A 22394-nucleotide genomic window follows, 5' to 3' on the forward strand; every position below is an offset into this window, starting at 1 on the left:
AAGGCCTCCGTGCGGTGAAGATTCGACACCTCCACCACACACGGAGGCCTTCGCCGTGATCAAGACCCAACCGTTAACAACGCTCGTGATCAATAGATCTAGGGTGTGTCATGTGGATCACGTCGGGCTCGCGAGGTCTGGCACGCACATCTGCGGCGTTGTCGTCCATCAACAACGCTCGGGTTTGTACGGGTGTCGCGCACGACGTGGCGGTACGGCACCACTCAGCTGACGGCAGCACCGAACCACCTGGGCAGTTGGCCGAGCAGATCTTGTTGGTCGTCACCGACCCACGCCACGTGGCCGTCCGGCCGCAGCAGTGCCGCGGGCACGTCCAGTTCCTCGCTGATGTCGACGATGTGATCGACCCGATCCGCCCAACCCGCCACCGAAAGCCGGCCGGTCCGGTCGAGCAGCAGTCCGCGGCCGTCGTGCATCAGCTCGTAGAGGCGCCCCCGCTGCAGCTCCACGTCCCGCATCCGACGGCCGAGCAGTTCGTGCCCCTCGCCGAAGTCGTAGCGGACCTCGACCGCGGTGACGATCCCGGTGACGTACCGGTTCACCTCCTCGAAGTCCATCAGCTTCGAGAACAGCTCCCGCAGCGCGGTCGCACCCGGATCGCTCCCCAGCAGCGTGATCTGCGCGCGGGTGTTGTCCAGCACGCCGGCGCCCACCGGGTGCCGTTCGGCGTGGTAGCTGTCCAGAAGCCCCTCCGGTGCCCAGCCGTTGACCGCGGCGGCCAGCTTCCAGCCGAGGTTGAACGCGTCCTGCACGCCGAGGTTGAGACCCTGCCCGCCGGTCGGCGGGTGGATGTGCGCCGCGTCGCCGGCCAGCAGCACCCGGCCGACCCGGTAGCGCTCGGCCTGCCGGGTGGCGTCGCCGAACCGGGACAGCCAGCGCGGCGAGTGCACGCCGAAGTCGGTGCCCGCCACCGCCCGCAACTGCTGCTTGAACTCCTCGAGGGTCGGCGCGGTCGCACGGTCCTCGGCCACGCCGTCGGCGGGCACCACGACACGGCACACCCCGTCCTCGCCGGGGCTGACGCCGAACCGCAGTTGGGTCTTGCGGACCTCCTCGACGACGGCGGCGATCGTCGCCGGATCCTCGGTCACCTCCATTTCGCCGAGGAGCGTCTCGACCGTGGCGGGCTCGCCGGGGAAACCGACGCCGAGCAGCTTGCGCACCGCACTGCGTCCGCCGTCGCACCCGACGAGGTAGCGCGAGCGCAGCTGTGTGCCGCCCCCCTCCTCGTCGGCTACGCCCTCATTGCCGGGGGTGCCCCCACTCGCCAGCTCGACGGTCACCCCGTCCTCGTCCTGGCTCAGCCCGACCACTTCGCAACCGCGCCGGATCTCGGTACCGAGTTCGACGGCGCGCTCGTCGAGCAGTCGCTCGGTGAGCGGCTGCGGGGTGGCGACGCCGTACGGGTGCGCCGTGTCCAACCCGCCCGGCCACGGCTTCACGATGCCGCCGAAGAGACCGCCGGCCTGGAACTTCTCACTCACCGCGAGGAACCGGTCGAGCAGGCCGCGCTGGTCCATCATCTCGACGCTGCGCGCGTGCAGGCCCTGCCCGCGGGACTCCCCGGTCGGGTTGGCCAGCTTCTCCAGCACGATCACCTGCACACCGTGCAGCCGCAACTCGCAGGCCAGCATCAAGCCGGTCGGTCCGCCGCCGACCACGATCACGTCAATCATCAAAACGCCCATTCAACGAGAAGGGAATCCGGCCGGCCGCTGCGCGCAGTCCGGCGGCGGGCGCACCCGCAGCTCCGCGCCGAGTCCCGCAGCGCAACCGCACCGCGCGGCCCACCGGCGGTTCGACGTTCGCGAGCAACCCATCGACCTTCGCGAGCAACGCCTGCGTCGACAACACCACACGTACTTCGCACATCTGTTGTTTCCGCAGGTCCTGGCCTTGGTCGAGCATTCTGCGGCACGACCCGGGCCTTGTCGCAAGGCCCCCGGTGCGCTATATCTTGAAAGTGGCAAGGAGTGAGTACTCCTTGCCTTTGTGTTTGTCGTCCGCTGTGGACGGACGATCTCCTCCCGGGTTCGCAAAGCGGTGACGCGTCGCGTACGGGGATGCCGGCGGCGAGGAGCACCTCCCTGGGCCTGCGGATGTGGCCGCGGAACGACGAGCCTGCCGTCGATCAGCGAGGAGGCGGCGCAGGGCGGTCGTTCCCCAGGTGCCGGCCTACGACCGTGGTCGCTTCTTGCACCGCGTGGCGGAGGCTGAACAGGACCGTGCGGACCAGCGGATGGTCGTTCGCGGAGGTGCGGACCGTGGCCACGATCGCGCGCCGGTGCGTGGGCGCGGGGGCGAGCAGGGTGACGTCGGGGGCGCGGTCGAACCACAGGAGATCCGGCAGGAAGGCCGCGGCGTGGCCCTGTGCCGCCAGGCGGGCGTGTACCAGCATGTCGGCGGACTCGAAGGCGACGTCGGGCTCGAAGCCGGCCGCGTGACAGACGGAGACGGCCCACTGTCTGGCCGGGGTGCCGATGGGTTCCATCGCCCAGGGATGCTGGGCCAGTTCGGACAGTGACCGCACGGCGGTGTCGCGGACGGCCAGGCGCATCCGGTCTTCGCCCAGCACGTGATGGCTCAGTTCGGTGGGCTGCGGCGGGCGGGCATGGCCGGGGAAGGTCTCGTCGATGACGAGGTCGACATCGCGTGCCAGCAAAGCGGCCAGTGCGGTGTCCGGTTCGGCCTGGGTCACCTCGATGCGTACGCCCGGGTGCGTGTCGCGCAGCCAGGTCAGGGCGGTGGGCACCAGGGTGAGCATCGCTGTCTGGAAGGCGGCCACTCGCAGCGTGCCGGCCAGCTCCTGAAGGGAGGCGGCGATCTCCGTCCGGGCCCGGTCGAGCTGTTGCAGCACCGCTTCGGTGTGGGCGACCAGGATCTCGGCCTGAGGCGTCAGCCGCACCCTGCGGCCGTCCCGCTCCAGAAGCGGCGCGCCGACCTCGGACTCCAGCAGGCTCAGGTGTTGGGAGACGGCGGACGGGCTGTACGACATGGCCGCCGCGACGGCCGCCAGGGTGCCGCGGTGCTTCAGCTCGCGCAGCACCTCCAGACGGCGCAGGTTGTGCATGCCTCTCTCTCCATCCATCAAATTTTGTGACCTATCAAGTCCAGAAGCATTCACTTTTCTGAAAATCGGCGTTTTGGGAGCGTTGAAGCAGAGAAGCGCCGCGCGCGCAGAACCTACGGACGGGACACAGGCCATGGACATCGAAGCGCTCCGCCGGGACACCCCGGGCACCGCGAACCGGATCCACCTCAACAACGCGGGGGCCGGCCTGCTGTCCCGGCGGATCCTTGAGACCGTGACCGCCCATCTGGAGCTGGAGGCTGCCATCGGCGGCTATGAGGCCGCGGCCCGGGAACGGGACCGCATCGACGCCGCCCACACGCACATCGCCCAGCTCGTGGGAGGCGGGCCCGGCGAGATCGCGCTGTTCGACAATTCCACCCATGCCTGGAACGCCGCGTTCTACTCCATGACGTTCAGGGCGGGCGACCGCATCCTCACCGGCCGAGCCGAATACGGCAGCAACGTCCTGGCCTACCTGCAGATCGCCGAGCGCACCGGCGCCGAGGTCGTCGTCGTCCCCAACGACGCGTCCGGGCAGGTCGACACCACCGCCCTGGCCGACCTCATCGACGACCGGACCAGGCTGGTCGGCATCAGCCATGTCCCCACCAGCGGCGGCCTGGTCAACCCCGCCGCCGAGATCGGCCGCATCACCCGGGCCGCGGGCGTGCGACATGCTCACCGCCACCGGCCGCAAGTTCCTGCGCGGCCCGCGCGGCACCGGGCTTCTGTGGGTGCGCCCCGAGGCGCTCGATCACCTGGAGCCGTACGTCAACGAGATCGCCGCGTCGACCTGGGACGGCAGGCGGGGCTTCACCTGGCACGACGGCGCCCGGCGCTTCGAGACCTGGGAGCGCAGCTACTCCAACGTGCTCGGCCTGAGCGCCGCCGTCCAGCAGGCCCTGGAGATCGGCATGGACGACATCGGCCAACGCGCCATCGCTCTCGGCACCTCCCTGCGCGACCGGCTGGACGCCGTACCCGGCGTCACCACGTACGACCTCGGTCGACAGCGGTGCGCGATCGTCACTGCCAAGGTCGACGCCATGCCCACCGCGGACGTCGCCGCCGCGCTCGCCGCGCACGACATCAACGTCAGCGTCACCCTCCCGATGGAGACCCAGCTCGACACCGAGGAGCGAGGAGTCCACCCGCTGGTGCGGCTCTCGCCCCACTACTACAACACCGAGAGCGAACTCGACCGCGCCGTCGAGGTCTTCGCCGAGCTGGCCACCGCAAGCTGACCGACGACGACGGTTCCTCGCCCCCCAACGCGAAAGCCCGACACCTGCAACGGTGTCGGACACCGCTGGCATGATCCCCCTCATGCCCCACAAAAACGCACTGGACCTCGGCCGGACAACCGCTCCGCACACGGTCACCCCCGAACTGCGGCGCCAGGTGATCGACTGCTGGATCGCGGTCACCAACTCCGGTGGCGCCGCCGGATTCCCGTTCCCGCCGGTCCGAGAGGAGGACGTCGCGCCCGTCGCCGACAAGCTGCTCGACCGCCTCGACCCACAGCACAGCCGTCTTCTCACCGCTGAGTGCGACGGAGTTCTGGCCGGATGGGTCATCCTCCACCGCGATCCCTACCGGCTCATCGGGCACTGGGGCACGGTGAACCACCTTCAGACCCACCCGGACTTCCGCGGCCGGGGCATCGGCTCTGCCCTCATGCGTGAGCTGCGGAGGGTCGCCCGCGATGAGCTGGGCCTTGAACAGCTGCATCTCGCGGCCCGGGCGGGCGAGGGGTTGGAGGACTTCTACGGGCGGCTCGGGTGGCGTGAGATCGGTCGCTGGCCAGGAGCCCTCCGCCTGGCTCCTGACGACACCCGTGACGAGGTCCTCATGCTCCTCGCCCCGCTCTGATCGGTTGCGGCTGCTCTCCATCGACCTGGCCGTCCAGATATTCGACCAGCGCTGCCTCTTTGCGTCGCAGCCGGTCCCGTTGGTCCTCGGGGAGCGCGGACAAGGCGTCGACGAGGACTCGCGTCCGGGGAACGTGAACCATCGCGCCCACGTAGATCCGGCATGCCGAACACCAAGCCAAGCCGACGCGCCGCTCGAACACCGAGTCCTCAGGCGGATGGAAGCGGTACTGGTACGAGCGGACGGGCGTCCCGCAATCCGCGCAGAGTTGCTGCTCTCCGTCCCATACCGTCTCCCAGGTACTGACCTTCACCCATCCCTGCCGCCCGGCATGTGCTCTTCAAGTGGTCATGCGAACCAGTCTCTCCCATAAGCATGTCCAGGGTCGAAGAAACCCATGGCGGCCATGACCGTTCGGGGGCCGGATGCGGCGAGAGCCGAGATCTCCGCGGCACCCTTCGGCGGCAATCGGCCAACGCCGACCGGCCCTGTCGGGGCATCGGTCGGCGTCCGGTCTGCCCGCTGCGCCGTCAGCCCCGGTCACCCAGGTCCAGGCGGTCGAGCAGTCCGGCGCGGGTGAACGCGGCGACCAGTTCGTCACGGCCCTCGGTGAAGTGCGCCCAGCTGTCGTAGTGGACGGGAACCACCCTGCGGGCACCGAGGATCTGGGCGGCGTCGGCGGCCTGCGCGCTGTCGAGGACGATCAGCGCGCCGTCGAAGAGGACGGAGAAGCGGGGAGCCCCGGCGAACAGGATGGCGGTGTCCACCGGGCCGAACCGTTCGGCGATCTCCTCGACCAGGTCGAGCGAGGCGTTGTCGCCGCTGACGTAGACCGTGGGCAGACCCTCACCGGTCAGAACGAATCCGACGACCTGGCCGGTGATCGGCTCGACTTCCTCGCGCGCGCCGGGCCCGTGGACGGCCGGCACGCCCGTGACGGTGATCGTGCCGCCACCGGGGCGGTCCAGCGCGATCGACTCCCAGTCGGCCAGCCCCCTGGCCCCCGCGCCCAGGCGCTGCCCACCACCAGGAGTGGTGAGGGTCAGCGGGACGTCGGCGAGCACCGCCCGGCCGGATTCGTCGAGGTTGTCGGGGTGCTCGTCGTGAGAGAGCAGGACCACGTCGATACGGCCAAGGTCGGCCGGCGAGGCGGAGGCGGGTGCCGTCTTGGTCAGCCGGCCACCCGGCACGTGGTACTCGCGGGGTGTGTCGAAGGTCGGGTCGGTCAGGAACCGCAGGCCCCCGTATTCGAGAAGCGCGGTCGGGCCGCCGAAGACGCGAATGGGGATCTGCTCAGTGGTCGTGCTGGTACCAGCCATCAAAACCTCACGGATAGAGAGCGTTTTATTCGTGAGGGACACTACGGGTGTCTCACGGATGGATGCAAGCCGTACCATGACAGGTATGAGCGAGACCCCGACCGCCGAATCCGTGCCACCGCCCGCGCCGGGGGCGGAGGACTACCTCGCCCTCGACTTCGTCAACAGCGCCATCGCGTTGCCCGGAGGGCACTTCATCGACTTCCTCGGCACCCCCGAGGGCACGAATCGGTGGCTCACCGAACACGGCCTCGCGCCGGCCGACGCCGGGGTGCAGGAGATGTGCGCGACGCAGCTGCGCTCCCTGCGCGAACACCTCAGGGCGTTGTTCGCCGCCCGCGTCGCCGCCGTGCCCGCCCTGCCCGCGGCACTGTCCGCCGTTAACGACGCGCTGAGCAGAGCTCCCACAGCCGCCCTGCTGTACTGGGACGAGAGGAACGGCCCCTACCGCGCGGCGCCTTGCCCCACCAACGAGATCCTCGACCGCGCTCTCGCGAACCTCGCGGCCAACGCAGCCGACCTTCTCACCGGCCCCGACGCCGAACGCCTCACCGACTGCGGTTCTCCCCCCTGCAACCGCTACCTGCTGCGCCACGGCCGCCGCCACTGGTGCTCCACCCGCTGCGGCGACCGCGCCCGCGCCGCCCGCGCCTACGCCCGGCGTCCCCGGCCGAAAGCAGACTGACGAACCCCGTGCCGCGCGGGGGAGTGGCGCCGACGCGAGGGGATGGGCGCGGCTCCCCGACCTGCTCGGGGACCCCTGCACGACTGGCACAGTCGGCTGTCCGCCCGCGGGCGCGCGATGCTGACCGGGGCCGCCGAGCTGGAGGCGTACCTCCGCGCGGTTGAGGCGCCGGCCGCTGTGGCGCAGGGTGGTCAGTGCGGTGGTGGTCAGCCGGGCCCCGGCCGCGCCGTAGGGATCCCCAGGGCGAACGAGCCGCCGTGCGGGTTCATCCGCCCCGGCGCGGCGCAACGCCCCGGGCCCCGGTGAGGGGCGCCCGGGGCGTGTGATGCTGCCGCCGCGAAGGCGCCAGCAGTCCGGCCAGGCGCCCAGGGTCAGGCGAATTGGCCGGGCTGGTAGTCGCCGGCGGGCTGCTGGATGATGACGTTCGCGCGGTTGAAGGCGTTGATCAGGGCGATCCCGCACACCAGGGCGGCCAACTGCTCCTCGTCATAGTGCTTGGCGGCGTTCGCCCAGGCCTCGTCCGTGACCCCACCGGCCGCATCCGCGATGCGGGTGCCCTGCTCCGCCAGTTCCAGCGCGGCCCGTTCGGCCTCGGTGAAGACCGTGGCCTCCCGCCACGCCGCGACCAGGTGGAGACGAACCGAGGTCTCACCGGCCGCGGCGGCGTCCTTGCTGTGCATGTCGGTGCAGAACCCGCACCCGTTGATCTGACTGGCGCGGAGCTTCACCAGCTCCTGCGTCGCGGCCGGCAGCGTCGAGTCCTCGAGCACCTTGCCCGCCGCGATGATGTGCTTGAAGACCTTGCCCACGGTCGGGCTGCCGAAGGCGTCCAAACGAGCACTCATGGTGAATCTCCTCTGTCGTTGTCGGTGCTTGCACACTTATGACGGAGAAGCTCGGCAGAATGTGACATGAGCGCCTGACCTGCGACTTCCCTCCCGCGCCGCAGCGGGGACCGCGACGACATGCACGTCCACTGCCGAGCGGCCACCCCTGGCACCGAAGGCCCTCGGCCACCCGACGTTCGACGGCACGGACCTGGTGGTCACGAGCCTGGTGATCACGAGTCTCGTGGTCACGAGTCTCGTCCGCGGAAGCCGCACCGGAATGCTGGACCGTGTGGGAAATGGCTGGTTCGCGAGTGTGGGCGTGCCGGGAGCGGTGAGGCGACTGCTGTCGGTCACGCGGGTCCCTAGAGTGCGTGGAACGCCAGTGAACTGCAGGAAAGGGAGGTCCCGATGAGCATCGTGGTCACCACACCGACCGGACACGTGGGATCGCGCGTGGTGCGGCTGCTGCTCCAGGCCGGCGTCCGTCCCCGCGTTCTGGTCCGTGACCCGGCCCGCCTGGATGAGGCGACCCGTGCGCGGGTCGATGTGTGCCGGGGTGACCTGACAGACGCCGGGTTCGTCCGCGACGCGGTGGTGGGGGCGCGGTCTGTCCTGTGGGTCGATCCCACTCCACACTCGGCGGCCGATCCGATCGAGATCTCGCTGCGGACCGCGGCACCGTTGGTGGAGGCCGCCCGGGTCGGCGATGTGGCGCGGGTGGTGCTGCTGAGCAGTATCGGGGCGGAGAGGCGGCACGGGGTCGGCCACATCGACGCACTGGCCGGGATCGAGGAACGGCTCGATGCCACCGGGGCGGATGTGCTGCACCTGCGGTGCGCGTACTTCTTCACCAACCTGTTGTTGGACCTCGAAGGGCTCTCCCAGGGCGTCTTGACCACCGCGTTCGATCCCGAACAGCCGATGCCATGGGTCGATCCGCGCGACATCGGCGACGTGGTCGCGGCCCGGCTGCTGAGCGACACCTGGCGGGGCCGGTCGGTGCAGGCCGTCCACGGGCCACAAGACCTCACCTTCCACCAGGTCGCGCAGATCCTCACCGAGGCGCTCGGGCACCCGGTCCGGCTCAATCTCGTCACCGACGACGCGGTGCGGGACGCTCTGCGCGCGGCCGGGCTGCCTCCCCCGGCGGTGGAGGGCATCGTCGGGATGACCGCCGGATCGCGCGACCTGGTGCCCGAGCAGCCGCGCGACCTGCTCACCACCACCCCCACCCCACTCAGTGGGTGGGCTCATGCGCAGTTGCGCCCGCTGCTGGAGGGGTGACAGACGCCGGCACGGTCGAGCACGACCGTGGAACGCCCAAGGGAACCCCTTGTGCCGGGCCTGTTCGCCGCGGTGGAGGCTGCTCGTACGAAGCCGAGGACTTTCTCAGGAGACGTACACAGAGATTCCCCCGATTCTTGACGATGTTCCCCTCGGGAACGCGCTGGAAGAGCAGGCGTGGGCCCACACTCGAGGGATCACCGCACGCGAAGTGGGTGACCTGCTCCTCAGGCGGCAGCGTGCGATCGTAGTCCTCCCAAGTGGCAAACCCCTTCGGGATCGGCAGTACGACGTACCCCAACACCTCGCACCAGAAGCCGGCGAGGCGCGCAGGTTCTGCGCAGTCGAAGGTGACTTGGAACTGCTTGATCGATGACACCGGTTGCCCGCCGTTCCGGACCAGAGCGCGGCCAGGACCCTCACCGCGTTTCCTGACGGCAGCCTGCCGACCCGGGGCCCGCACCTACGGAGACGACCCCTCCCGAGTCCGGACAGCGGACGCAGGCATCCCTGAACCGGCGGCAGCCCGGGCGAACGCGGGCGGAGGGGAGGGAGGGAGGGGAGGGAAGGGAAGGGAAGACCGTGATTCTTTGGCTCGCCTCGGGCCAGGAACTACTGTCGTGAGCATGGTCGAACACGATGCCCTCGGTGCCACCCGCGAGGCCTACGACGCTGCCGCCCCCACCTATGCGCAGCTGTTCCGCGACACGTTGCGTGACAGTCCCCTGGACCGCGCGATCCTGGGTGCCTTCGCCGAGGTGGTAAATGCGAGTGGGGACGGTGAGGTCGCGGACCTGGGGTGCGGGCCTGGCCATATCACCGCGCATCTGGGCGAGTTGGGGCTGGCGGCGTTCGGTGTTGATGCCTCTCCAGCGATGATCGAGTTGGCTCGGCAGGCCTATCCGGGCCTGCGGTTCGACGTGGGCTCGATGGCCGCGTTGAACATCGCTGACGGCGCGCTGGGCGGCGTACTCTCACGTTGGTCCGTCATCCACACTCCGCCGCAGGAACTGCCCGTCATCCTCGCGGAGTTCCATCGTGTGCTGGCACCTGGCGGCCACCTTCTGGTCGGGTTTTCGGCAACCGATGATCCGTCTCACCCGACGCAGGTCTTCGACCACGCAGTCGCGCCGGCCTATCGGTGGTGGCCCGATCACCTCGCCGCAATGCTGCGCACGTCCGGCTTGGCCGAGGTGGCCCGGATGGTTCGCGAGCCTCAGCCCACCGACCGACGGCAGTTCAAGGAAATTCAACTGCTCGCCCGCAAAGCCCAGTCAGGGGCTGCCTCACTGAACGGATGAGCGCATCCACCCGCCGGACGGGGATCCGTCAGGCTTCAGGCGTCGATTCGTGATCAGGGCTCACCGCCGTTCGAGCTTCGATCCGGTCGAACGAGGCGACTTTGAGGTACGCCTCCGATGCCCTGCGCTCCTGACGGGCGTCGAGCTGGGCGATCTTCTCTTGTGCCAGAGGCGGCGTCGGGCATGTGGTGGAGACGGCGCGCACGGCGTGACGCGTGAGCATCCCGCTCCGGTGGTCATGGCCTTCGGCGACACCTCCGAGCCGTCTTCCCTCAGCCGATCCCGCTCGCGCCGGCGCAGGAACTCAACGTGGAAGCCCACGGGGCCGACCGCTTGCTAGAGATTACGTAATTACGTAATCTCTAGTCATGAATCTCGAGCGGCGCGTTGCCGCGCTGGAACGCCGCTTGGCCGCGCTGGAGCAGGTGACCGAGCAAGCGGCCGGAAGCGGGATGCCCGTCCCCTCGCCGAAGCGCGAGCCCGACGACGAGTTGTGGGCCCTGCACGGGCTCAAGGACCAGCTCGCCGGGCTGGGCGCCGACAACGGCGGGGTGCTGTTCACCGGCGCTGTACGGACGCCGTCCGGGAAGCGCTACGAGTGGCAGTACGGCCTGGTCACCGACACGGTGCTGGACGGTGACTGGGCGGATGCGGCCGAGTCGTTCGCGGCGCTCGGCCAGCCCGTACGGCTTCGGCTGCTGCGCGAGATCCTCGGTGGCCGCTGCACCGCCGTCGAACTCACCGAGCTCGACGGCATGGGCACGACCGGCCAGATCTACCACCATCTTCGGCAGCTGACCGCCGTCGGCTGGCTGCACACGGCTGCCCGTGGCCGCTACGAGGTGCCGGCCGACCGGGTCGTACCGCTGCTGGTGATGCTGACCGCCGCCGGGCGCTGACGCTGCCCGGCCGACTCCAGGGGGAAACGAAATGAAACCCAGGTCCCTGACCCTGCGCAAGATATCCGAGCTTGCCGCCCGAACCTGCCTGCTGGCGTTCCTGGTGATGTTCGTCGCGAGCTTCTTCGCCGACTTTTCCTATTGGTGGACATGGATCCCGCTCGGCCTGTGGGTGCTGATCGGGTTCGGTGTGAACCGCCGGAAGGCCGGCGCGGACGACCGGCCGGTGACCGGCTCCGGCGCCGAAGCGGTGGAGGTCGACGTGCCAGTCACCGGCCGCTGGAGGGCGCTGAACAGCCCCGCCGACAAGGTCCCCAGCCATGGCACGCGGGCCTACGGTCAGGCGTACGCCATCGACATCGCGGCGGAGCCGCACGAGGGCGCCCGGCCCGGTTTCGGCTGGTGGCCCCTCGCCCGGCGCAGTGAGGCATTCCCGGCCTTCGGAGCGGAGCTGCTCGCCGTCGCCGACGCCACCGTCGTCCGCGCCGACGACCGTCAGCGCGACCACCTCAGCCGGACGTCCTGGTTCGCGCTTCTCTATTTCTTCGTCGTCGAGGCCATCGTCCGTTCACTGGGCGGCGCCCGCCGGGTGATCGGCAACCATGTGATCCTCGACCTGGGCGAGGGTACGCACGCGCTCTACGCCCACGTGAAGCGCGGTTCGCTCACCGTCGGCGTGGGCGACCGGGTGCGCACCGGACAGATCGTCGGCCGGTGCGGCAACTCCGGCAACAGCACCGAGCCGCACGTCCACTTCCAGCTCATGGACGGCGCCGACCCGGACACCGCGAACGGCACTCCCTTCACTTGGCGGGGCATCGGCGTGCCGCGCAACGGCGAGACGTTCGAGCCGACCGAGCCGACCGCGACGACCGAGGCAACCGCGACGACCGCGACGACCGCGACGACCGAGACGGCCGGGACAACGGCGACGGAGCCCCGCGCCTGAATCGAGGGACGGCTGTGCGTGGTGTGCATCCGCTGACCGCACGTCATCAGCTGTCTGAAGGACTCGCGTTCGCCTGCAAACCCAGCCCCGGGTCCGCCGATACCGACGCGAAGATGACCGCCCGGCTGCGGCCATGACCCGGCGCAGGTCATGGCGGCCGGGGAGTGCAGTCCGATACCGCTGCCCTTCTCAGGCGTGCGCTCTCGTCACCGACAAACCCGTCTGCGACCGCGCCCCGGAACTACGTGACTACGTGACTACGTGACTACGTGACGACGTGACGACGTGGGTGTTCCCCGCTTCGGGCGTGGGATTCCGCGAACCGGCGTGCGTCGCGGGCCCGTTCGTGCACATGTACCCGTGGAGGCGGGGGCGCGCGCCGACCTATAGTGACACGCTGTCCGCCACCCGGTAGGGCGGTCGCCAGCGGTTCATGGTGCGGTTCGGCGTCGAGGAGGCCGGCTGATGGCCAGCGCGTTTCAGGAGCGCAAGCTCAAGGGGATGTTCGCCGCATTCGACGCAGACAGCGACGGCTATCTGTGCGAGGAGGACTTCAGGGCGCTCGTCGCCCGCTGGAGCCGGCTGCCGGGAGTGGGCCCGGGGACGGAGCTGCACACGCGGGTGGAGACGCTGCTGATGGGCTGGTGGGCGGCGCTGCTGGAGGCCGGGGACGCCAACGGGGACGGTGTGGTCGACATGAGCGAACTGCTCTCGCTCGTCGACAGGCTGCCCACCATGGTCGCGGACGTCACCGCGACCGCCGACACCGTCTTCGACGCCGTGGACGCCAACGGCGACGGCCGTATCTCCCCGGAGGAACACCGCAGGCTCGTCGAGACCTGGAACGGGCAGCCCGTGGACATGACGGGCATCTTCGAGCTACTCGACCTGAACGGCGACGGCCACCTCAGCCGCGAGGAGTTCGCGCTGCTGTGGCGCCAGTTCTGGATCAGTGACGACCCGGTGGAACCTGGCAACTGGCTCTGCGGCCGTTTCCCCGGCTAGGACTTGTCCGGGCGATCTTGGATACCGAGGGGCAGGTCCCGCTGACGGACACCTAGGATCTGTGCATGATCGCTGGTCTTCAATGTGTAGTGATGGACTGCTCGGATCCGGCGGGACTCGCCGAGTTCTACCAATCGTTGCTCGGCGGGACCGTCAATCAGCAGGATCGGCGGTGGGCAGTCGGCGACGACTGGGCGACGTTGCACACGTCCTCCGGTCTCGTGTTCGCCTTCCAACGGTCAGTGGACTATCGGCCGCCTCTGTGGCCGGACCCCGCCCGTCCCCAGCAGTTCCACATGGACTTCGGCGTTGCGGACCTGGACCAAGCCCAAGAACAGGTGCTGGCCATGGTTGCGACCGTATTGGACGACGGTTCCGAGGGACGGAGCTGGCGTATCTATGCCGATCCCGCAGGGCATCCGTTCTGCCTGGTCCGTCACTGAGGTCAGGTCACGGTCCAGTCGCGCAACCGCGAGATCATGTGCGGAGCCAGATGGCGAGGGCTGCTGCGGTGGCCGTGCCGAGGTAGACGTAGCCGTGCTTGTCGTATCGGGTGGCGCCGGCTCGGGCGTTCTTAACCGAGATGTCCCAGTCGATCTCACCCGCCGCGTCGGCCTCGGCCCGGACCTGCTGGAGCAGGCGTTCCCAGGTGCCGTCGCCCGACCACAGCCGGTCCGTTCATAGTGCGCTGGAAGGTAATGCCGCGGCGGGTGAGCAGGCGGCGTAACGCCTCGCGGCCGATGCGGATCACGTGGCCGTGGGCTTTGCGCAGGTAGGCGACGAGCTTGCGCAGGGCCCAGCGGGTGAAGGGCCGGCCGAGCTTGGCCGGGCGGGTGATGGCCGTCTGGATGACGAAGTCTTCGTCGTCAGGGCTGAGTTGGCGGGGACGGCCTCCCGCCCACCTAGGGTCCAGGCAGGCCAGGCCGATCTCGTTGAACCGGTGGATCACGTCCCGGACAGTGTCCTCGCCGGCCTGCACCAGCTGGGCGATCACGGACACCCGGTTCCCGTCGGCCGAGGCCGGCAGCATCATCGCGCGCCTATAGCGCACCGAGCTGGTGCTGCCCCGACGCACGATCTGCTGCAGCTTCTGCCCTCCTGGTCGGTCAGTCTGCGCACACGGACAGGCTCGGCCACCGCACCTCCAGCGGTTGGATCGGACGTCACCACCGGTCCAACCGCCACGATCACCAAACCGGCCAACCTATGCGGTCAGAGCACTACGAACGCAACGCCAAGCACTTCCTCGTCCCCGCCTGCCCATCCAGCTGCCACCCGCGGTCGAGGCCAGTCCGATGACGCCGCTCGGTCGGCCTTGCGCTCCGGCGGCTCTGCGCTCCCACGGCCCTGCGCTGACCGCGCCCTCAGTGCCCTCACGTCGGCCGCCGAACGGGATCTACTTGAGGGCGGCGTACTGCGGTGGGGTTTGAATGTGGGGGAGTGGGGCTGGGGTGCCGGGGCGGGGTGGTGGTCGTGGGTTCGGATTGGTGGGACGACGGTGCCTGCGAGGCGGAGCTGAGGCGGTCGCGCCGGATAGCTCGTCTCGGATGGGCTGTGATCCTCGCGGTCTGTGCCGGCGCGGCCCTCTGTGTCGCAGCGGTGGTGGTGATGGTTTTCGTGGGCCTCTTCCTGCTGACTCGCGGGCAGTGAGGACGGACGGCACGTCAACTCTTTCAGCAGGCTCACGGATCGAGCAACGGCAACACCCTTCAGGTCTGCCTCGTCCAGCGCTGGGATGCTTCCCCGGTGCATTTCTGCGTGACCAGGCCGCTGCTCATCCCGAGGTCCAGGCAGCCGCCGCCGTCATCGCTCCGGAGGCTGCCGCCTGAACCCGTATGCCACAGGCGGCCGGTGCTCTGGGCGCAGTCGCCCACGAAGACGGCCTGGCCGAGACCGTTGGAGTACAGGCACTGGTCGGTCTGCCGATTGACGAGTGTGAAGCTGCCGTCCGACCTGCTCTGCACGGTCCAACGGGTGGTGGAGTCCGAGCAGTCGCCGTAGTCCGCGGCGCCGTAGACCTGGCTGATGCACTTGCCGTTGTCGCCGTTGCGATAGCGCTGGGTGCCGGAGGTGGGAGGGGTGGACGCCCCGCCGCCGGAAGAGCCGGAACCGCCCGCGCCGCTGGAACCCTCCGGGCTGCCGGAGCCGCCGCTTCCGCCCGTGCCGTCCTGCGCGCCGGTCCCGGCGCCCCCGGCGGCCGCGGCCTGGGACCCGCCCTTGCCTCCGTGCCCCTTGCCGTCGTCATCCTCCTCGGCTTTCCCCTTGCCCTGCCCCTTGCCCTTGGTCTGTGGCTTTGCCGGTGATGCCGTGCCCGACGGGTTCCCGCCGGCCGTCGACGTCGGCGGGCCGCCCGGTCCCGCAGCCGAGGCGGACGGGGTGGCCTGACCTTCGGCCCGGGGCGAGGACGTGTACGGCAGGTTCTGGAGGGCGAGTGTCGTACCGCCGGCGACCACCGCGACGGGGAGGACGGCGAAGAGGATGCGGGTACGGCGGCGGCGCTCCGGCCGCTCGGGTCGCTCCGGACGGGACGCGGTCCCGGGCTCCGGCTCGAGACGCTTCTCCGGTTCCGGCTCTCCTTCGGCGAGCGGGGTCGTCGGTAGGTCGATCTTCTGTACGTCCGCGGCGAAGGCGGCCCGCTCGGACAGGCACTCGGAGATGGCCGCCGGCCACAGCGGGGCGGGGAACGGCCCGTGCTGCGAGGCGCGTTCGAGAAGTTCGGCGGCGGTGGGGCGGCTCTCGGGAGCCTTGTCGAGGCAGGCGGCGACGACGTCGGCGAGTTCCGGTTCCAGCTCCCGCAGCGGCTCCAGATCGGGCTGTTCGTGGACGATGCGGTACAGCACGCCGTGCCCCGACTCGTCGCCGAAGGGCGGCCGGCCGCACGCCGCGTACGCGAGTACCGAGCCCAGCGCGAAAACGTCGGTGGCGCCGCTCAACCGCCGTGAGGTCGAGGCCTGTTCGGGCGCCATGTAGGCGGGCGTGCCCACGACCATGCCGGTTCTGGTCAGCTGGCTCTGTTCGGCGGCCCGGGCGACGCCGAAGTCGATGAGGGTGAGACCGTCGAGGGTCAGCATGATGTTGGACGGCTTGAGGTCCCGGTGCACCATATCCAGTGCATGCACCGATGCCAGCCGTGCGGCCGCCTCTCGCAGCAGCAGCCACAGTGCGTGCGCGGGCAGGGGACGGCCGTGCAGCTCGACGGCTTCCCGCAAGGTCAGTCCGGGCACGTACGCGGTGGCGAACCACGGGGGCCGAGCGGTGCGGTCGCTGGTGAGCAGCGGTGCGGTGGCCTCCGCAGGCAGCCGGGCGAGGTTGTCCAGCTCGTGCCCGAAACGGCGTACGAAGTCCCCGTCCTCGCCGACGACGGAGGACAGCAGTTGCTTGACGGCGACATACCGACCCTCGCGGACCCCGAGGTACACCCGCCCCATACCGCCGGCTCCGAGCCGACCCGCCAGCGGAATCGACCCGATCCGGCGCGGATCCTCCGGCTCCAGCGGCTCGGCCCCGCTCCCACTCAGCTCCACCACGTCAGCCCGCCCCGTTAGAATTGGAATCAGTTTCTAGAAATCTACTCTAGAAGCAGAGGAGGAACCCATGAGCCCGAAACAACAACGGGGCGAGGCGACAGCCGACTTGCTCCTCGACGCCGCACTGCGCGTCTATGTCGCCGAGGGCGAGGGCGGCTTCACCGTCGGCGCGGTCACGCGAGCCAGCGGGGTCAGTCTGGGCAGCCTCTACCACCACTTCGGCAGCATCGACAACCTTGCCGCCGCCCTGACGCACCGCTGGCTGAGCCGGTTGCTGAGCGACCTGGTCATGTCACTGCGGAGTGCCCGCACCGCCCGAACGGGCATCCGCGCGCTCGTCCGGACCTACCTGGCGTTCATCCAGGACCACCGGGACGCCGCCCTGCTCCTGCACTCCTCCATGGCCGACCGTTACAGCATGGCCCAGGGCAAGGAACTCCGCGACGCCCAGGAGGCCCGGCTCTCGGGCTTTGCCCAGTGGATCCAGCCCCGGGTCGAGGCCGGCGAACTCGCCCCGCTGCCCCTGCCGTTGATCGAATCCCTGGCCCTCGGCCCGGTCGTCGGCGTCGCCCGCCGTTGGCTCTCGGGTATCGAAGACGTCGATCTCGACGAGGCCGCCCGGATCCTGCCGGACCGCATCTGGCGGTCACTGGCCCCGTGACAGGACAGGGTATGTGCGGCCGTGCAGCGGCGCGGCCCGCCCCGTGTGGCACGACACCCCCGAGCTGCTCGACTGCTCAGCCCGCGAACGTCTCGTCGACATCGGGCATCGGCTCTCCACCCGGATGCCATGCGTCGAGAAACGCCGCCTGTCGGCCGGTATCAACAAGCTCGATGCGTGCGCCGATGCTGTCCATGCGGTGATAGACGAACGGTCGGCCATGGGGGCAGCCGGAGAAGTCCACGGGCAGGCCCTCCTCCTCCAATCGCCGGGAGCCCTTACGGACATCGCTGGACCAGAAGCCGATGTGGTCGAACCTGGCTCCTCCCGCCGCATTCCATGGGCTGCCCGTGCCCCCTTCGATGAGTTCGATGAAGGGGGGCCCGCCGGTGCTGAACACGATGCGGTAGTCCCACTCGCCAAGTTTGTCGGCCACCGGGGGCACTCCACTCGACCCCGGCTGAACGCTGGAAGTCCCGCATCGCCCGTTCGAGATCAGGGACCGCAAAGCACACGTGGTAGAAGGTAGTCATGCACCCATGATCAGCCAGATCGCCACGGAGCCGCAGAGAATTCACCAGACGGTGCGCAGCAGCAAGGTGCCGGCGAGGAACGCGGTCAGCAGGTATGCCTGGACGATGAGGGCGCGCTGCCAGACCCCACCGGTTTGGATCGGTGGATGAGGACTGCGGTCGCCTCCCGTGCCGTGACCCGCCTTCACACCCACCGCTCGGCCGCTTCGACGCTGTCGCCCCCGCTGGTGTTGAACGCGATCGCGGCCTGCGGCGCATGACGTCGCGTCAAGTTCACGATCTGCTCGAAGAGCTGCAGAAGAGGCTCCGGTCTGCGGATCCCGCCCCCGATGACGACAACGTCCCACTCACGCTCGGACAGTGCGGCGATCAGCGTGGACTCGGCCGACTCGGCCGACTCGTCCAGCGCGAGCAGCGTCATGGAGGCATCGATGGCATGGCCGTCGAAGCGCGCCAGCTCCTGGTCGAGCGCAGCGCGAATGGCATCCCCGTCCATACCGGGCACGGTGTGCGGGTCGATTCCAAGAACGAGAGCAGAAGGCATGCCCAGTGAGACGACCAACCAGCCGCACCAGTTCCCGACGGGCACGAGGCCGACGAGCAGCGAGGTCGCTGCGCGAACGGGCGGCACCGCGGGGGATTGCGGGGATCGCGGGGGACCTTGGAGGATCGCGGGAAAGTGAGTGGTGGGGGATTAACGTGGCCGCTGACGACGGTCAGCGCGATACGGAGTCGCCCGGGGGTCCAGTCGACCAGAGCCGGCCCCCGTATCTCTGTCGGCGCGTACCCTCCGAGCTGTCCGCCGTGTCCATGCCATGGACCGCCGTCATGCACGGCGCAGCCGGTCAGTATGCTTCCGGCGTCCTTCCTGCCTTGATCACCTGGACCGGAGTCCACCATGCCCATAACCCGGTTGTCCGCAGCAGCTTCGATCGTCTCAACCCTTGCCGCCGGCGTGCTGCTTGTCGGCTGCTCGGTCTCTGCGTCGACCCATGGGGGAGAGTCCACACCAAAACTGTCTGCGGACAAGCTGGCCACCACCGTCGCCAAAAAGCTCGCCGCCACAACGGGCCAGCCAACGCCACACATCACCTGCCCCGAGGACCTCGTGGGCAAGGTGGGCAACACCACCCGGTGCAAGCTCACAGCAGCCGACGGCAGCACCTTGGGAGTGTCGGTCACCGTGTCCTCAGTCGATGGATCCCAGGTCAACTTCAACGTCAAGGCCGACGACACGCCTACCCCGGCGCGGTCCGCGAACTGACAACCCGTTGTCGTGTCGAGCAGAGTGCTTGACTGAGCGAAGAAGGTTCCTGAACGGGTGACCTTCCGTCGGTCGAGGTCACTCCCTACACGCGCGGTTGCCTCAATGCGGAGAACGGCAAGGACGGCAAGGACGGCAAGGACGGCAAGGTCACCGAAGTCGGCCTGCCCCACGAGTGGTTTCAGGGAACCTACCTCGCAGTGCCCCTGCCACCGGGCATCGAATCGGCAGCTCTCGTCGAGGTACGGGAAGCGCCCGCCCGCCCAAGCCGGCGCCCTCCACTGGGAGATCGACTCGTGACCTGAAGGCCCATTCCGACAGAGGTTCCAAGGGCTGTCGTCACACTCACGTCGTTCGCCCGAAGGCCAGGCGGGACTGTGACGACACCCCCTAGAGTGCCTTGATGGACAACCAACGGGATCAGGGTTCGCCGCCGGACTCCGGGAACGGCGCCGCAGGGCCCGTCCCGACCAACGTTGTGGGCCTGTCCCCGGTGTTCATCGACCCACTGTGGCGGATATCCGTCCGCCTGACCCCCGTGGAAGTCGCCCTGCTGCGTACCGAACCGCTACGGCGCCTGCACTTCGTCGCACACGGCGGGGCCTCGACGATCAGTACCGTGCAGTCGTACTCCAGGCTCGAGCACACCCTCGGCGTACTCGCGCTGGTCGCGCACTTCCGTCCGGAGGACGAACTTCTACGGGTCGCGGCGCTGTTGCACGACATCGGTCACCTGCCATTGAGCCACACCCTCGAAGGCATTTCCGGGCTCGACCATCACGCCATCGGCTTGCAGTTGCTGCGGACCGACCCCGTCCGTCCTGCGCTGGAGAAGCACGGCATCAGCGTCGAGGCCGTCATCGCCGCCCTCGGCGTGCAACCACCCTCGCCACTGACCAACCGCTCTGGCCTGCTGAACCTCGACCATCTCGACTCCTACGTGCGCAGCGGGCGTACCGCCGGGCGTCTTGATGCCGATCCAGCCGTCCTACTGAGCCGGCTCGACATCAAGGAGGCCGCGGTGTCAGCCGACCGCGAGACCGCTGCGGCACTTGTCGACTTGATCTGCGCGGAAGCACGACTGCACACCTCCTGGGACAACGTGTGCCCGGTCTCGGTGGTCCGGCGCCTGGCCTGCCAGCTGCTCGACGACACGACCCTCGCCCCGGACCAGCTCGCCCGGATGACTGATGCGCAGCTGTGGTCCGCGTTCGACTCCTGCGCCGCCACGCGGGCGGAGAGCGCCATGATCCGGTACGAGCTGCACCTGTTGCAGGTCACGGCCGGACGCGCTCCCGGGGATCGTCCCGATTGGGGCTTCTCACTGCGCAAGATCTACAGCTCCGCGCCGTTGGTGGAGGGTCGGCGGATCGAGGTGTCCGCGCCCGAGCTGGCGGCTGAGCTGGACGCTCTGACGTCGATGTCCACCGAGTTCCGTGTCCGATGGAGCTGAGCCTCGGCCCAACAGGCCGGTGCCGCAGGTGCCGCCGCGCGTACCAACCGAGCGAACGTTCCTCCATCGAGGGGCGCCTCGATCCGATCAGCCGCTGCCGACCACAGACACCAAGGCACAGGCGCCCGAACACCCACTACGCCGCAGCAATCGCCGGCAGGAAAGTCCCTGGTCGAGCTGACGCCGACGTGCCATCAAACGTTGTTCGTGTGGGCACATCCCCTGCCCTCGACGTGCTTGCCGCAACGGGGACTTGCCTGGTCCACTAGGCGCATGATCAGGGAAACTCTGTGGGAGCGAGATCTCCATCAAAGGGGTTCCGCTTCGTCGTTCCTTGTGACGGAAGACCGCGTCGTCGTGCACGAGCGACACACCCGCCTCGTCTGCTTGGACCGTGAAGACGGCTCCGTCCGCTGGGATGCCCCCATCGGCACATGGCTGCGCGACCTCGTGATAGCCAACGGCCGCTGCCTGGTCCTGCCGCAGAGTCCCCACCAGCTGTCCTGCCTCGATCTCAGCACGGGGGCAGCGTTGTGGCACGTGGAGCTGCCTCGCTTCTCCGGGCATGTCGTCGTGTCCACGGACACCGTTCTCGTCGGTGGCTGGCGCGGCTACACCCCTCTGGCCGCGTTCGATCTCCGGGACGGGCGGCCTCTGTGGCAGACGCCGTTGCCTGTGCATACGGTGCTTCCAGTGGCGTGGGGCGGCGGTGTGCTGATGGGGCATGGTCCGGAGGCGTGGCTGATCGATCCGCGCGACGGCGGTGAGATGGCTCGCTGGCAGTTGCCCGGGCCATTGGCCGACAGTGAGCTTCGCCCGGCGTTCACTGTCGTCGGCCCTGATCACTGTCTCGCGCGCCTGGGCTCGCGGTCCTTGATGCGCCTTCAGCCATCAGGCGCCGTCGATGAGCTCATCCGGCATGATGTTGACTCGGTTGCCGAGGACGCGGAGTTCGTCGGCGGCGTTGTGTGGGTGCGGCAGTCGCGCGCCGGCTACCTCGCTGTAGACCCCCACACCGGATCGATACTGTGGCGGGTGGATGTCGGACAGCCGCTGGTGAGCGGTGTGATTCGAGCAGAGGACGGGTTCGTCGTGGCCAGCGAGGGCGCACTCTTCCGCCTCGGACCGGACGGACAGATCATGGAGAGATCACCCCACGCGGACAGGATCAGTGCCTTCCGAGGTCTTGGCACTGGAGAGATGATCGTCACGACCAGAGGCACCCTCAAGGCGCTTGCCTTGGAGCCACGCCAGCCGGGTGAGTAGCCAGGAATGGTGCACGGCCGGAATCAGTCCCTCCGCCAGTAGCCCTGGTGCAGACGGACGCTCAGCTGTGTCCCCAACTCCCGGAAGCCGAGTGCGATCGCGACCCGGCGGGATTCCACCGGCCGCGCCCGCCACTGAGGCATCAGGTCCGCAGCGAGCGCATGCGCCACCGCGGCGGATGCCACCTGCCGGGCCAGTCCACGACCGCGGTGACGCGGGGCTGTCAGCACGCTGATGTGCGCGGTCGAGGCCGGCCACACGTGGTATCCGGCGGCAGCTGTCACGCCCGTTCCCTCACGCACGATGAACGCAGGAGAGGTGCCCCCTCCATCCCGCTCTCGTCTGCGTCCTTCTGCCCTGCCGCCCTCACCAGCCCGTGGAGGTCCTCATGCCCGGGGGACACGGGGAAAGCGTCGGTCCACTCGTAGGCGATCGTCCCCAGCCCGTTGCCG

At 69.1% G+C, this 22394-nt stretch carries 21 protein-coding genes and 4 pseudogenes; 13 read left to right on the top strand and 12 right to left on the bottom strand.

The annotated features are described in order from the left end of the window. Positions 1–224: 224 nt before the first annotated feature. The 3 genes from rox to ACGFML_RS35365 all read right to left on the bottom strand — a co-directional run bounded on the left by rox (position 225) and on the right by ACGFML_RS35365 (position 3091). On the bottom strand, positions 225–1697 hold the full coding sequence (gene rox, locus ACGFML_RS35355; RefSeq protein ID WP_393549778.1) for a rifampin monooxygenase: 1473 nt from the start codon (positions 1695–1697) through the stop codon (positions 225–227). After that, positions 1690–1929 (bottom strand): hypothetical protein, encoded by a 240-nt coding sequence (locus ACGFML_RS35360; protein ID WP_393549779.1) that lies wholly within the window; start codon positions 1927–1929, stop codon positions 1690–1692. The genes rox and ACGFML_RS35360 overlap by 8 nt, the downstream gene beginning before the upstream one ends. A 223-nt stretch (positions 1930–2152) precedes the next feature. Further along, positions 2153–3091, bottom strand: coding sequence for a LysR family transcriptional regulator (locus ACGFML_RS35365; protein WP_393549780.1), 939 nt, complete (start codon positions 3089–3091; stop codon positions 2153–2155). A 133-nt stretch (positions 3092–3224) separates the two neighbouring features. Here ACGFML_RS35365 and ACGFML_RS35370 point away from each other — a divergent pair. Both ACGFML_RS35370 and ACGFML_RS35375 read left to right on the top strand, forming a co-directional pair. Beyond that, positions 3225–4338, top strand: a pseudogene (locus ACGFML_RS35370) (aminotransferase class V-fold PLP-dependent enzyme). An 82-nt stretch (positions 4339–4420) separates the two neighbouring features. Then, a complete protein-coding gene (locus ACGFML_RS35375; RefSeq protein ID WP_393549781.1) occupies positions 4421–4966 on the top strand; it encodes a GNAT family N-acetyltransferase in 546 nt (181 codons plus the stop codon). Positions 4967–5496: 530 nt separating this feature from the next. Here the strand turns inward: ACGFML_RS35375 and ACGFML_RS35380 are convergent. Then, a complete protein-coding gene (locus ACGFML_RS35380) occupies positions 5497–6285 on the bottom strand; it encodes an MBL fold metallo-hydrolase (protein WP_393549782.1) in 789 nt (262 codons plus the stop codon). Between the two features lie 85 nt (positions 6286–6370). On the opposite strand from ACGFML_RS35380, the gene ACGFML_RS35385 reads away from it, so the two are divergent. Further along, complete coding sequence (locus ACGFML_RS35385; protein WP_393549783.1) at positions 6371–6970, top strand: CGNR zinc finger domain-containing protein; 600 nt, start codon at positions 6371–6373, stop codon at positions 6968–6970. A gap of 371 nt (positions 6971–7341) precedes the next feature. Here ACGFML_RS35385 and ACGFML_RS35390 read toward each other — a convergent pair whose 3' ends face one another. Further along, a complete protein-coding gene (locus tag ACGFML_RS35390; protein ID WP_393549784.1) occupies positions 7342–7815 on the bottom strand; it encodes a carboxymuconolactone decarboxylase family protein in 474 nt (157 codons plus the stop codon). Positions 7816–8208: 393 nt separating this feature from the next. On the opposite strand from ACGFML_RS35390, the gene ACGFML_RS35395 reads away from it, so the two are divergent. Then, positions 8209–9084: an NAD(P)H-binding protein gene (locus ACGFML_RS35395; RefSeq protein WP_393549785.1), complete on the top strand. Its 876-nt coding sequence runs from the start codon at positions 8209–8211 to the stop codon at positions 9082–9084. A 109-nt stretch (positions 9085–9193) separates the two neighbouring features. On the opposite strand, the pseudogene ACGFML_RS35400 reads toward ACGFML_RS35395, so the two are convergent. Further along, a pseudogene (locus ACGFML_RS35400) lies at positions 9194–9463 on the bottom strand (VOC family protein); the annotation flags it as partial. A 247-nt stretch (positions 9464–9710) separates the two neighbouring features. Here ACGFML_RS35400 and ACGFML_RS35405 point away from each other — a divergent pair. Beyond that, positions 9711–10385 carry a class I SAM-dependent methyltransferase gene (locus ACGFML_RS35405; protein ID WP_393549883.1) on the top strand — a complete coding sequence of 225 codons (675 nt, stop codon included), beginning with the start codon at positions 9711–9713 and terminating at the stop codon, positions 10383–10385. A 28-nt stretch (positions 10386–10413) separates the two neighbouring features. On the opposite strand, the gene ACGFML_RS35410 is transcribed toward ACGFML_RS35405, so the two are convergent. Further along, complete coding sequence (locus ACGFML_RS35410; protein ID WP_393549786.1) at positions 10414–10608, bottom strand: hypothetical protein; 195 nt, start codon at positions 10606–10608, stop codon at positions 10414–10416. 145 nt (positions 10609–10753) lie between these two features. On the opposite strand from ACGFML_RS35410, the gene ACGFML_RS35415 reads away from it, so the two are divergent. The 4 genes from ACGFML_RS35415 (at position 10754) to ACGFML_RS35430 (ending at position 13681) form a co-directional block, all read left to right on the top strand. Continuing rightward, complete coding sequence (locus ACGFML_RS35415) at positions 10754–11284, top strand: ArsR/SmtB family transcription factor (protein ID WP_393549787.1); 531 nt, start codon at positions 10754–10756, stop codon at positions 11282–11284. A gap of 31 nt (positions 11285–11315) precedes the next feature. Next, positions 11316–12233, top strand: a complete 918-nt coding sequence (locus tag ACGFML_RS35420) for a peptidoglycan DD-metalloendopeptidase family protein (RefSeq protein ID WP_393549788.1) — start codon at positions 11316–11318, stop codon at positions 12231–12233. 465 nt (positions 12234–12698) lie between these two features. Continuing rightward, on the top strand, positions 12699–13238 hold the full coding sequence (locus ACGFML_RS35425) for an EF-hand domain-containing protein (RefSeq protein WP_393549789.1): 540 nt from the start codon (positions 12699–12701) through the stop codon (positions 13236–13238). A 65-nt stretch (positions 13239–13303) separates the two neighbouring features. Then, complete coding sequence (locus tag ACGFML_RS35430; RefSeq protein WP_393549790.1) at positions 13304–13681, top strand: VOC family protein; 378 nt, start codon at positions 13304–13306, stop codon at positions 13679–13681. A gap of 239 nt (positions 13682–13920) precedes the next feature. Here ACGFML_RS35430 and ACGFML_RS35435 read toward each other — a convergent pair. Together ACGFML_RS35435 and ACGFML_RS35440 are read right to left on the bottom strand one after the other, a co-directional pair. Continuing rightward, positions 13921–14375: pseudogene (locus ACGFML_RS35435) on the bottom strand (transposase); the annotation flags it as partial. 572 nt (positions 14376–14947) lie between these two features. Continuing rightward, the gene (locus tag ACGFML_RS35440) at positions 14948–16765 is read right to left on the bottom strand and encodes a protein kinase (protein WP_393549791.1); all 1818 of its coding nucleotides are present in this window, start codon (positions 16763–16765) and stop codon (positions 14948–14950) included. Between the two features lie 67 nt (positions 16766–16832). On the opposite strand from ACGFML_RS35440, the gene ACGFML_RS35445 reads away from it, so the two are divergent. Then, the gene (locus ACGFML_RS35445) at positions 16833–17426 is read left to right on the top strand and encodes a TetR/AcrR family transcriptional regulator (protein ID WP_393549792.1); all 594 of its coding nucleotides are present in this window, start codon (positions 16833–16835) and stop codon (positions 17424–17426) included. 76 nt (positions 17427–17502) lie between these two features. On the opposite strand, the gene ACGFML_RS35450 is transcribed toward ACGFML_RS35445, so the two are convergent. Together ACGFML_RS35450 and ACGFML_RS35455 are read right to left on the bottom strand one after the other, a co-directional pair. After that, positions 17503–17862: a VOC family protein gene (locus tag ACGFML_RS35450; RefSeq protein ID WP_393549793.1), complete on the bottom strand. Its 360-nt coding sequence runs from the start codon at positions 17860–17862 to the stop codon at positions 17503–17505. 281 nt (positions 17863–18143) lie between these two features. Further along, on the bottom strand, positions 18144–18503 hold the full coding sequence (locus ACGFML_RS35455) for a hypothetical protein (RefSeq protein WP_393549884.1): 360 nt from the start codon (positions 18501–18503) through the stop codon (positions 18144–18146). 354 nt (positions 18504–18857) lie between these two features. On the opposite strand from ACGFML_RS35455, the gene ACGFML_RS35460 reads away from it, so the two are divergent. The 3 genes from ACGFML_RS35460 to ACGFML_RS35470 all read left to right on the top strand — a co-directional run bounded on the left by ACGFML_RS35460 (position 18858) and on the right by ACGFML_RS35470 (position 21942). Then, positions 18858–19223, top strand: coding sequence for a DUF4333 domain-containing protein (locus tag ACGFML_RS35460; protein WP_393549794.1), 366 nt, complete (start codon positions 18858–18860; stop codon positions 19221–19223). A gap of 403 nt (positions 19224–19626) precedes the next feature. Continuing rightward, positions 19627–20676 carry an HD domain-containing protein gene (locus tag ACGFML_RS35465; RefSeq protein ID WP_393549795.1) on the top strand — a complete coding sequence of 350 codons (1050 nt, stop codon included), beginning with the start codon at positions 19627–19629 and terminating at the stop codon, positions 20674–20676. Positions 20677–20949: 273 nt separating this feature from the next. Continuing rightward, positions 20950–21942, top strand: a complete 993-nt coding sequence (locus ACGFML_RS35470) for a PQQ-binding-like beta-propeller repeat protein (protein WP_393549796.1) — start codon at positions 20950–20952, stop codon at positions 21940–21942. A 23-nt stretch (positions 21943–21965) separates the two neighbouring features. Here ACGFML_RS35470 and ACGFML_RS35475 read toward each other — a convergent pair. Further along, positions 21966–22303, bottom strand: a pseudogene (locus ACGFML_RS35475) (GNAT family N-acetyltransferase); the annotation flags it as partial. Positions 22304–22394: the final 91 nt, after the last annotated feature.

This window comes from Streptomyces sp. NPDC048650, from assembly GCF_043199095.1.
Taxonomy (GTDB): domain Bacteria; phylum Actinomycetota; class Actinomycetes; order Streptomycetales; family Streptomycetaceae; genus Streptomyces.

Excerpts from the sequence above, each read along its gene's own strand:
- rox (WP_393549778.1), bottom strand. The coding sequence starts at position 1,697 with ATGATTGACGTGATCGTGGTCGGCGGCGGACCGACCGGCTTGATGCTG.
- ACGFML_RS35360 (WP_393549779.1), bottom strand. The coding sequence starts at position 1,929 with ATGCTCGACCAAGGCCAGGACCTGCGGAAACAACAGATGTGCGAAGTA.
- ACGFML_RS35365 (WP_393549780.1), bottom strand. The coding sequence starts at position 3,091 with ATGCACAACCTGCGCCGTCTGGAGGTGCTGCGCGAGCTGAAGCACCGC.
- ACGFML_RS35375 (WP_393549781.1), top strand. The coding sequence starts at position 4,421 with ATGCCCCACAAAAACGCACTGGACCTCGGCCGGACAACCGCTCCGCAC.
- ACGFML_RS35380 (WP_393549782.1), bottom strand. The coding sequence starts at position 6,285 with ATGGCTGGTACCAGCACGACCACTGAGCAGATCCCCATTCGCGTCTTC.
- ACGFML_RS35385 (WP_393549783.1), top strand. The coding sequence starts at position 6,371 with ATGAGCGAGACCCCGACCGCCGAATCCGTGCCACCGCCCGCGCCGGGG.
- ACGFML_RS35390 (WP_393549784.1), bottom strand. The coding sequence starts at position 7,815 with ATGAGTGCTCGTTTGGACGCCTTCGGCAGCCCGACCGTGGGCAAGGTC.
- ACGFML_RS35395 (WP_393549785.1), top strand. The coding sequence starts at position 8,209 with ATGAGCATCGTGGTCACCACACCGACCGGACACGTGGGATCGCGCGTG.
- ACGFML_RS35405 (WP_393549883.1), top strand. The coding sequence starts at position 9,711 with ATGGTCGAACACGATGCCCTCGGTGCCACCCGCGAGGCCTACGACGCT.
- ACGFML_RS35410 (WP_393549786.1), bottom strand. The coding sequence starts at position 10,608 with ATGCTCACGCGTCACGCCGTGCGCGCCGTCTCCACCACATGCCCGACG.
- ACGFML_RS35415 (WP_393549787.1), top strand. The coding sequence starts at position 10,754 with ATGAATCTCGAGCGGCGCGTTGCCGCGCTGGAACGCCGCTTGGCCGCG.
- ACGFML_RS35420 (WP_393549788.1), top strand. The coding sequence starts at position 11,316 with ATGAAACCCAGGTCCCTGACCCTGCGCAAGATATCCGAGCTTGCCGCC.
- ACGFML_RS35425 (WP_393549789.1), top strand. The coding sequence starts at position 12,699 with ATGGCCAGCGCGTTTCAGGAGCGCAAGCTCAAGGGGATGTTCGCCGCA.
- ACGFML_RS35430 (WP_393549790.1), top strand. The coding sequence starts at position 13,304 with ATGATCGCTGGTCTTCAATGTGTAGTGATGGACTGCTCGGATCCGGCG.
- ACGFML_RS35445 (WP_393549792.1), top strand. The coding sequence starts at position 16,833 with ATGAGCCCGAAACAACAACGGGGCGAGGCGACAGCCGACTTGCTCCTC.
- ACGFML_RS35455 (WP_393549884.1), bottom strand. The coding sequence starts at position 18,503 with ATGCCTTCTGCTCTCGTTCTTGGAATCGACCCGCACACCGTGCCCGGT.
- ACGFML_RS35460 (WP_393549794.1), top strand. The coding sequence starts at position 18,858 with ATGCCCATAACCCGGTTGTCCGCAGCAGCTTCGATCGTCTCAACCCTT.
- ACGFML_RS35465 (WP_393549795.1), top strand. The coding sequence starts at position 19,627 with ATGGACAACCAACGGGATCAGGGTTCGCCGCCGGACTCCGGGAACGGC.
- ACGFML_RS35470 (WP_393549796.1), top strand. The coding sequence starts at position 20,950 with ATGATCAGGGAAACTCTGTGGGAGCGAGATCTCCATCAAAGGGGTTCC.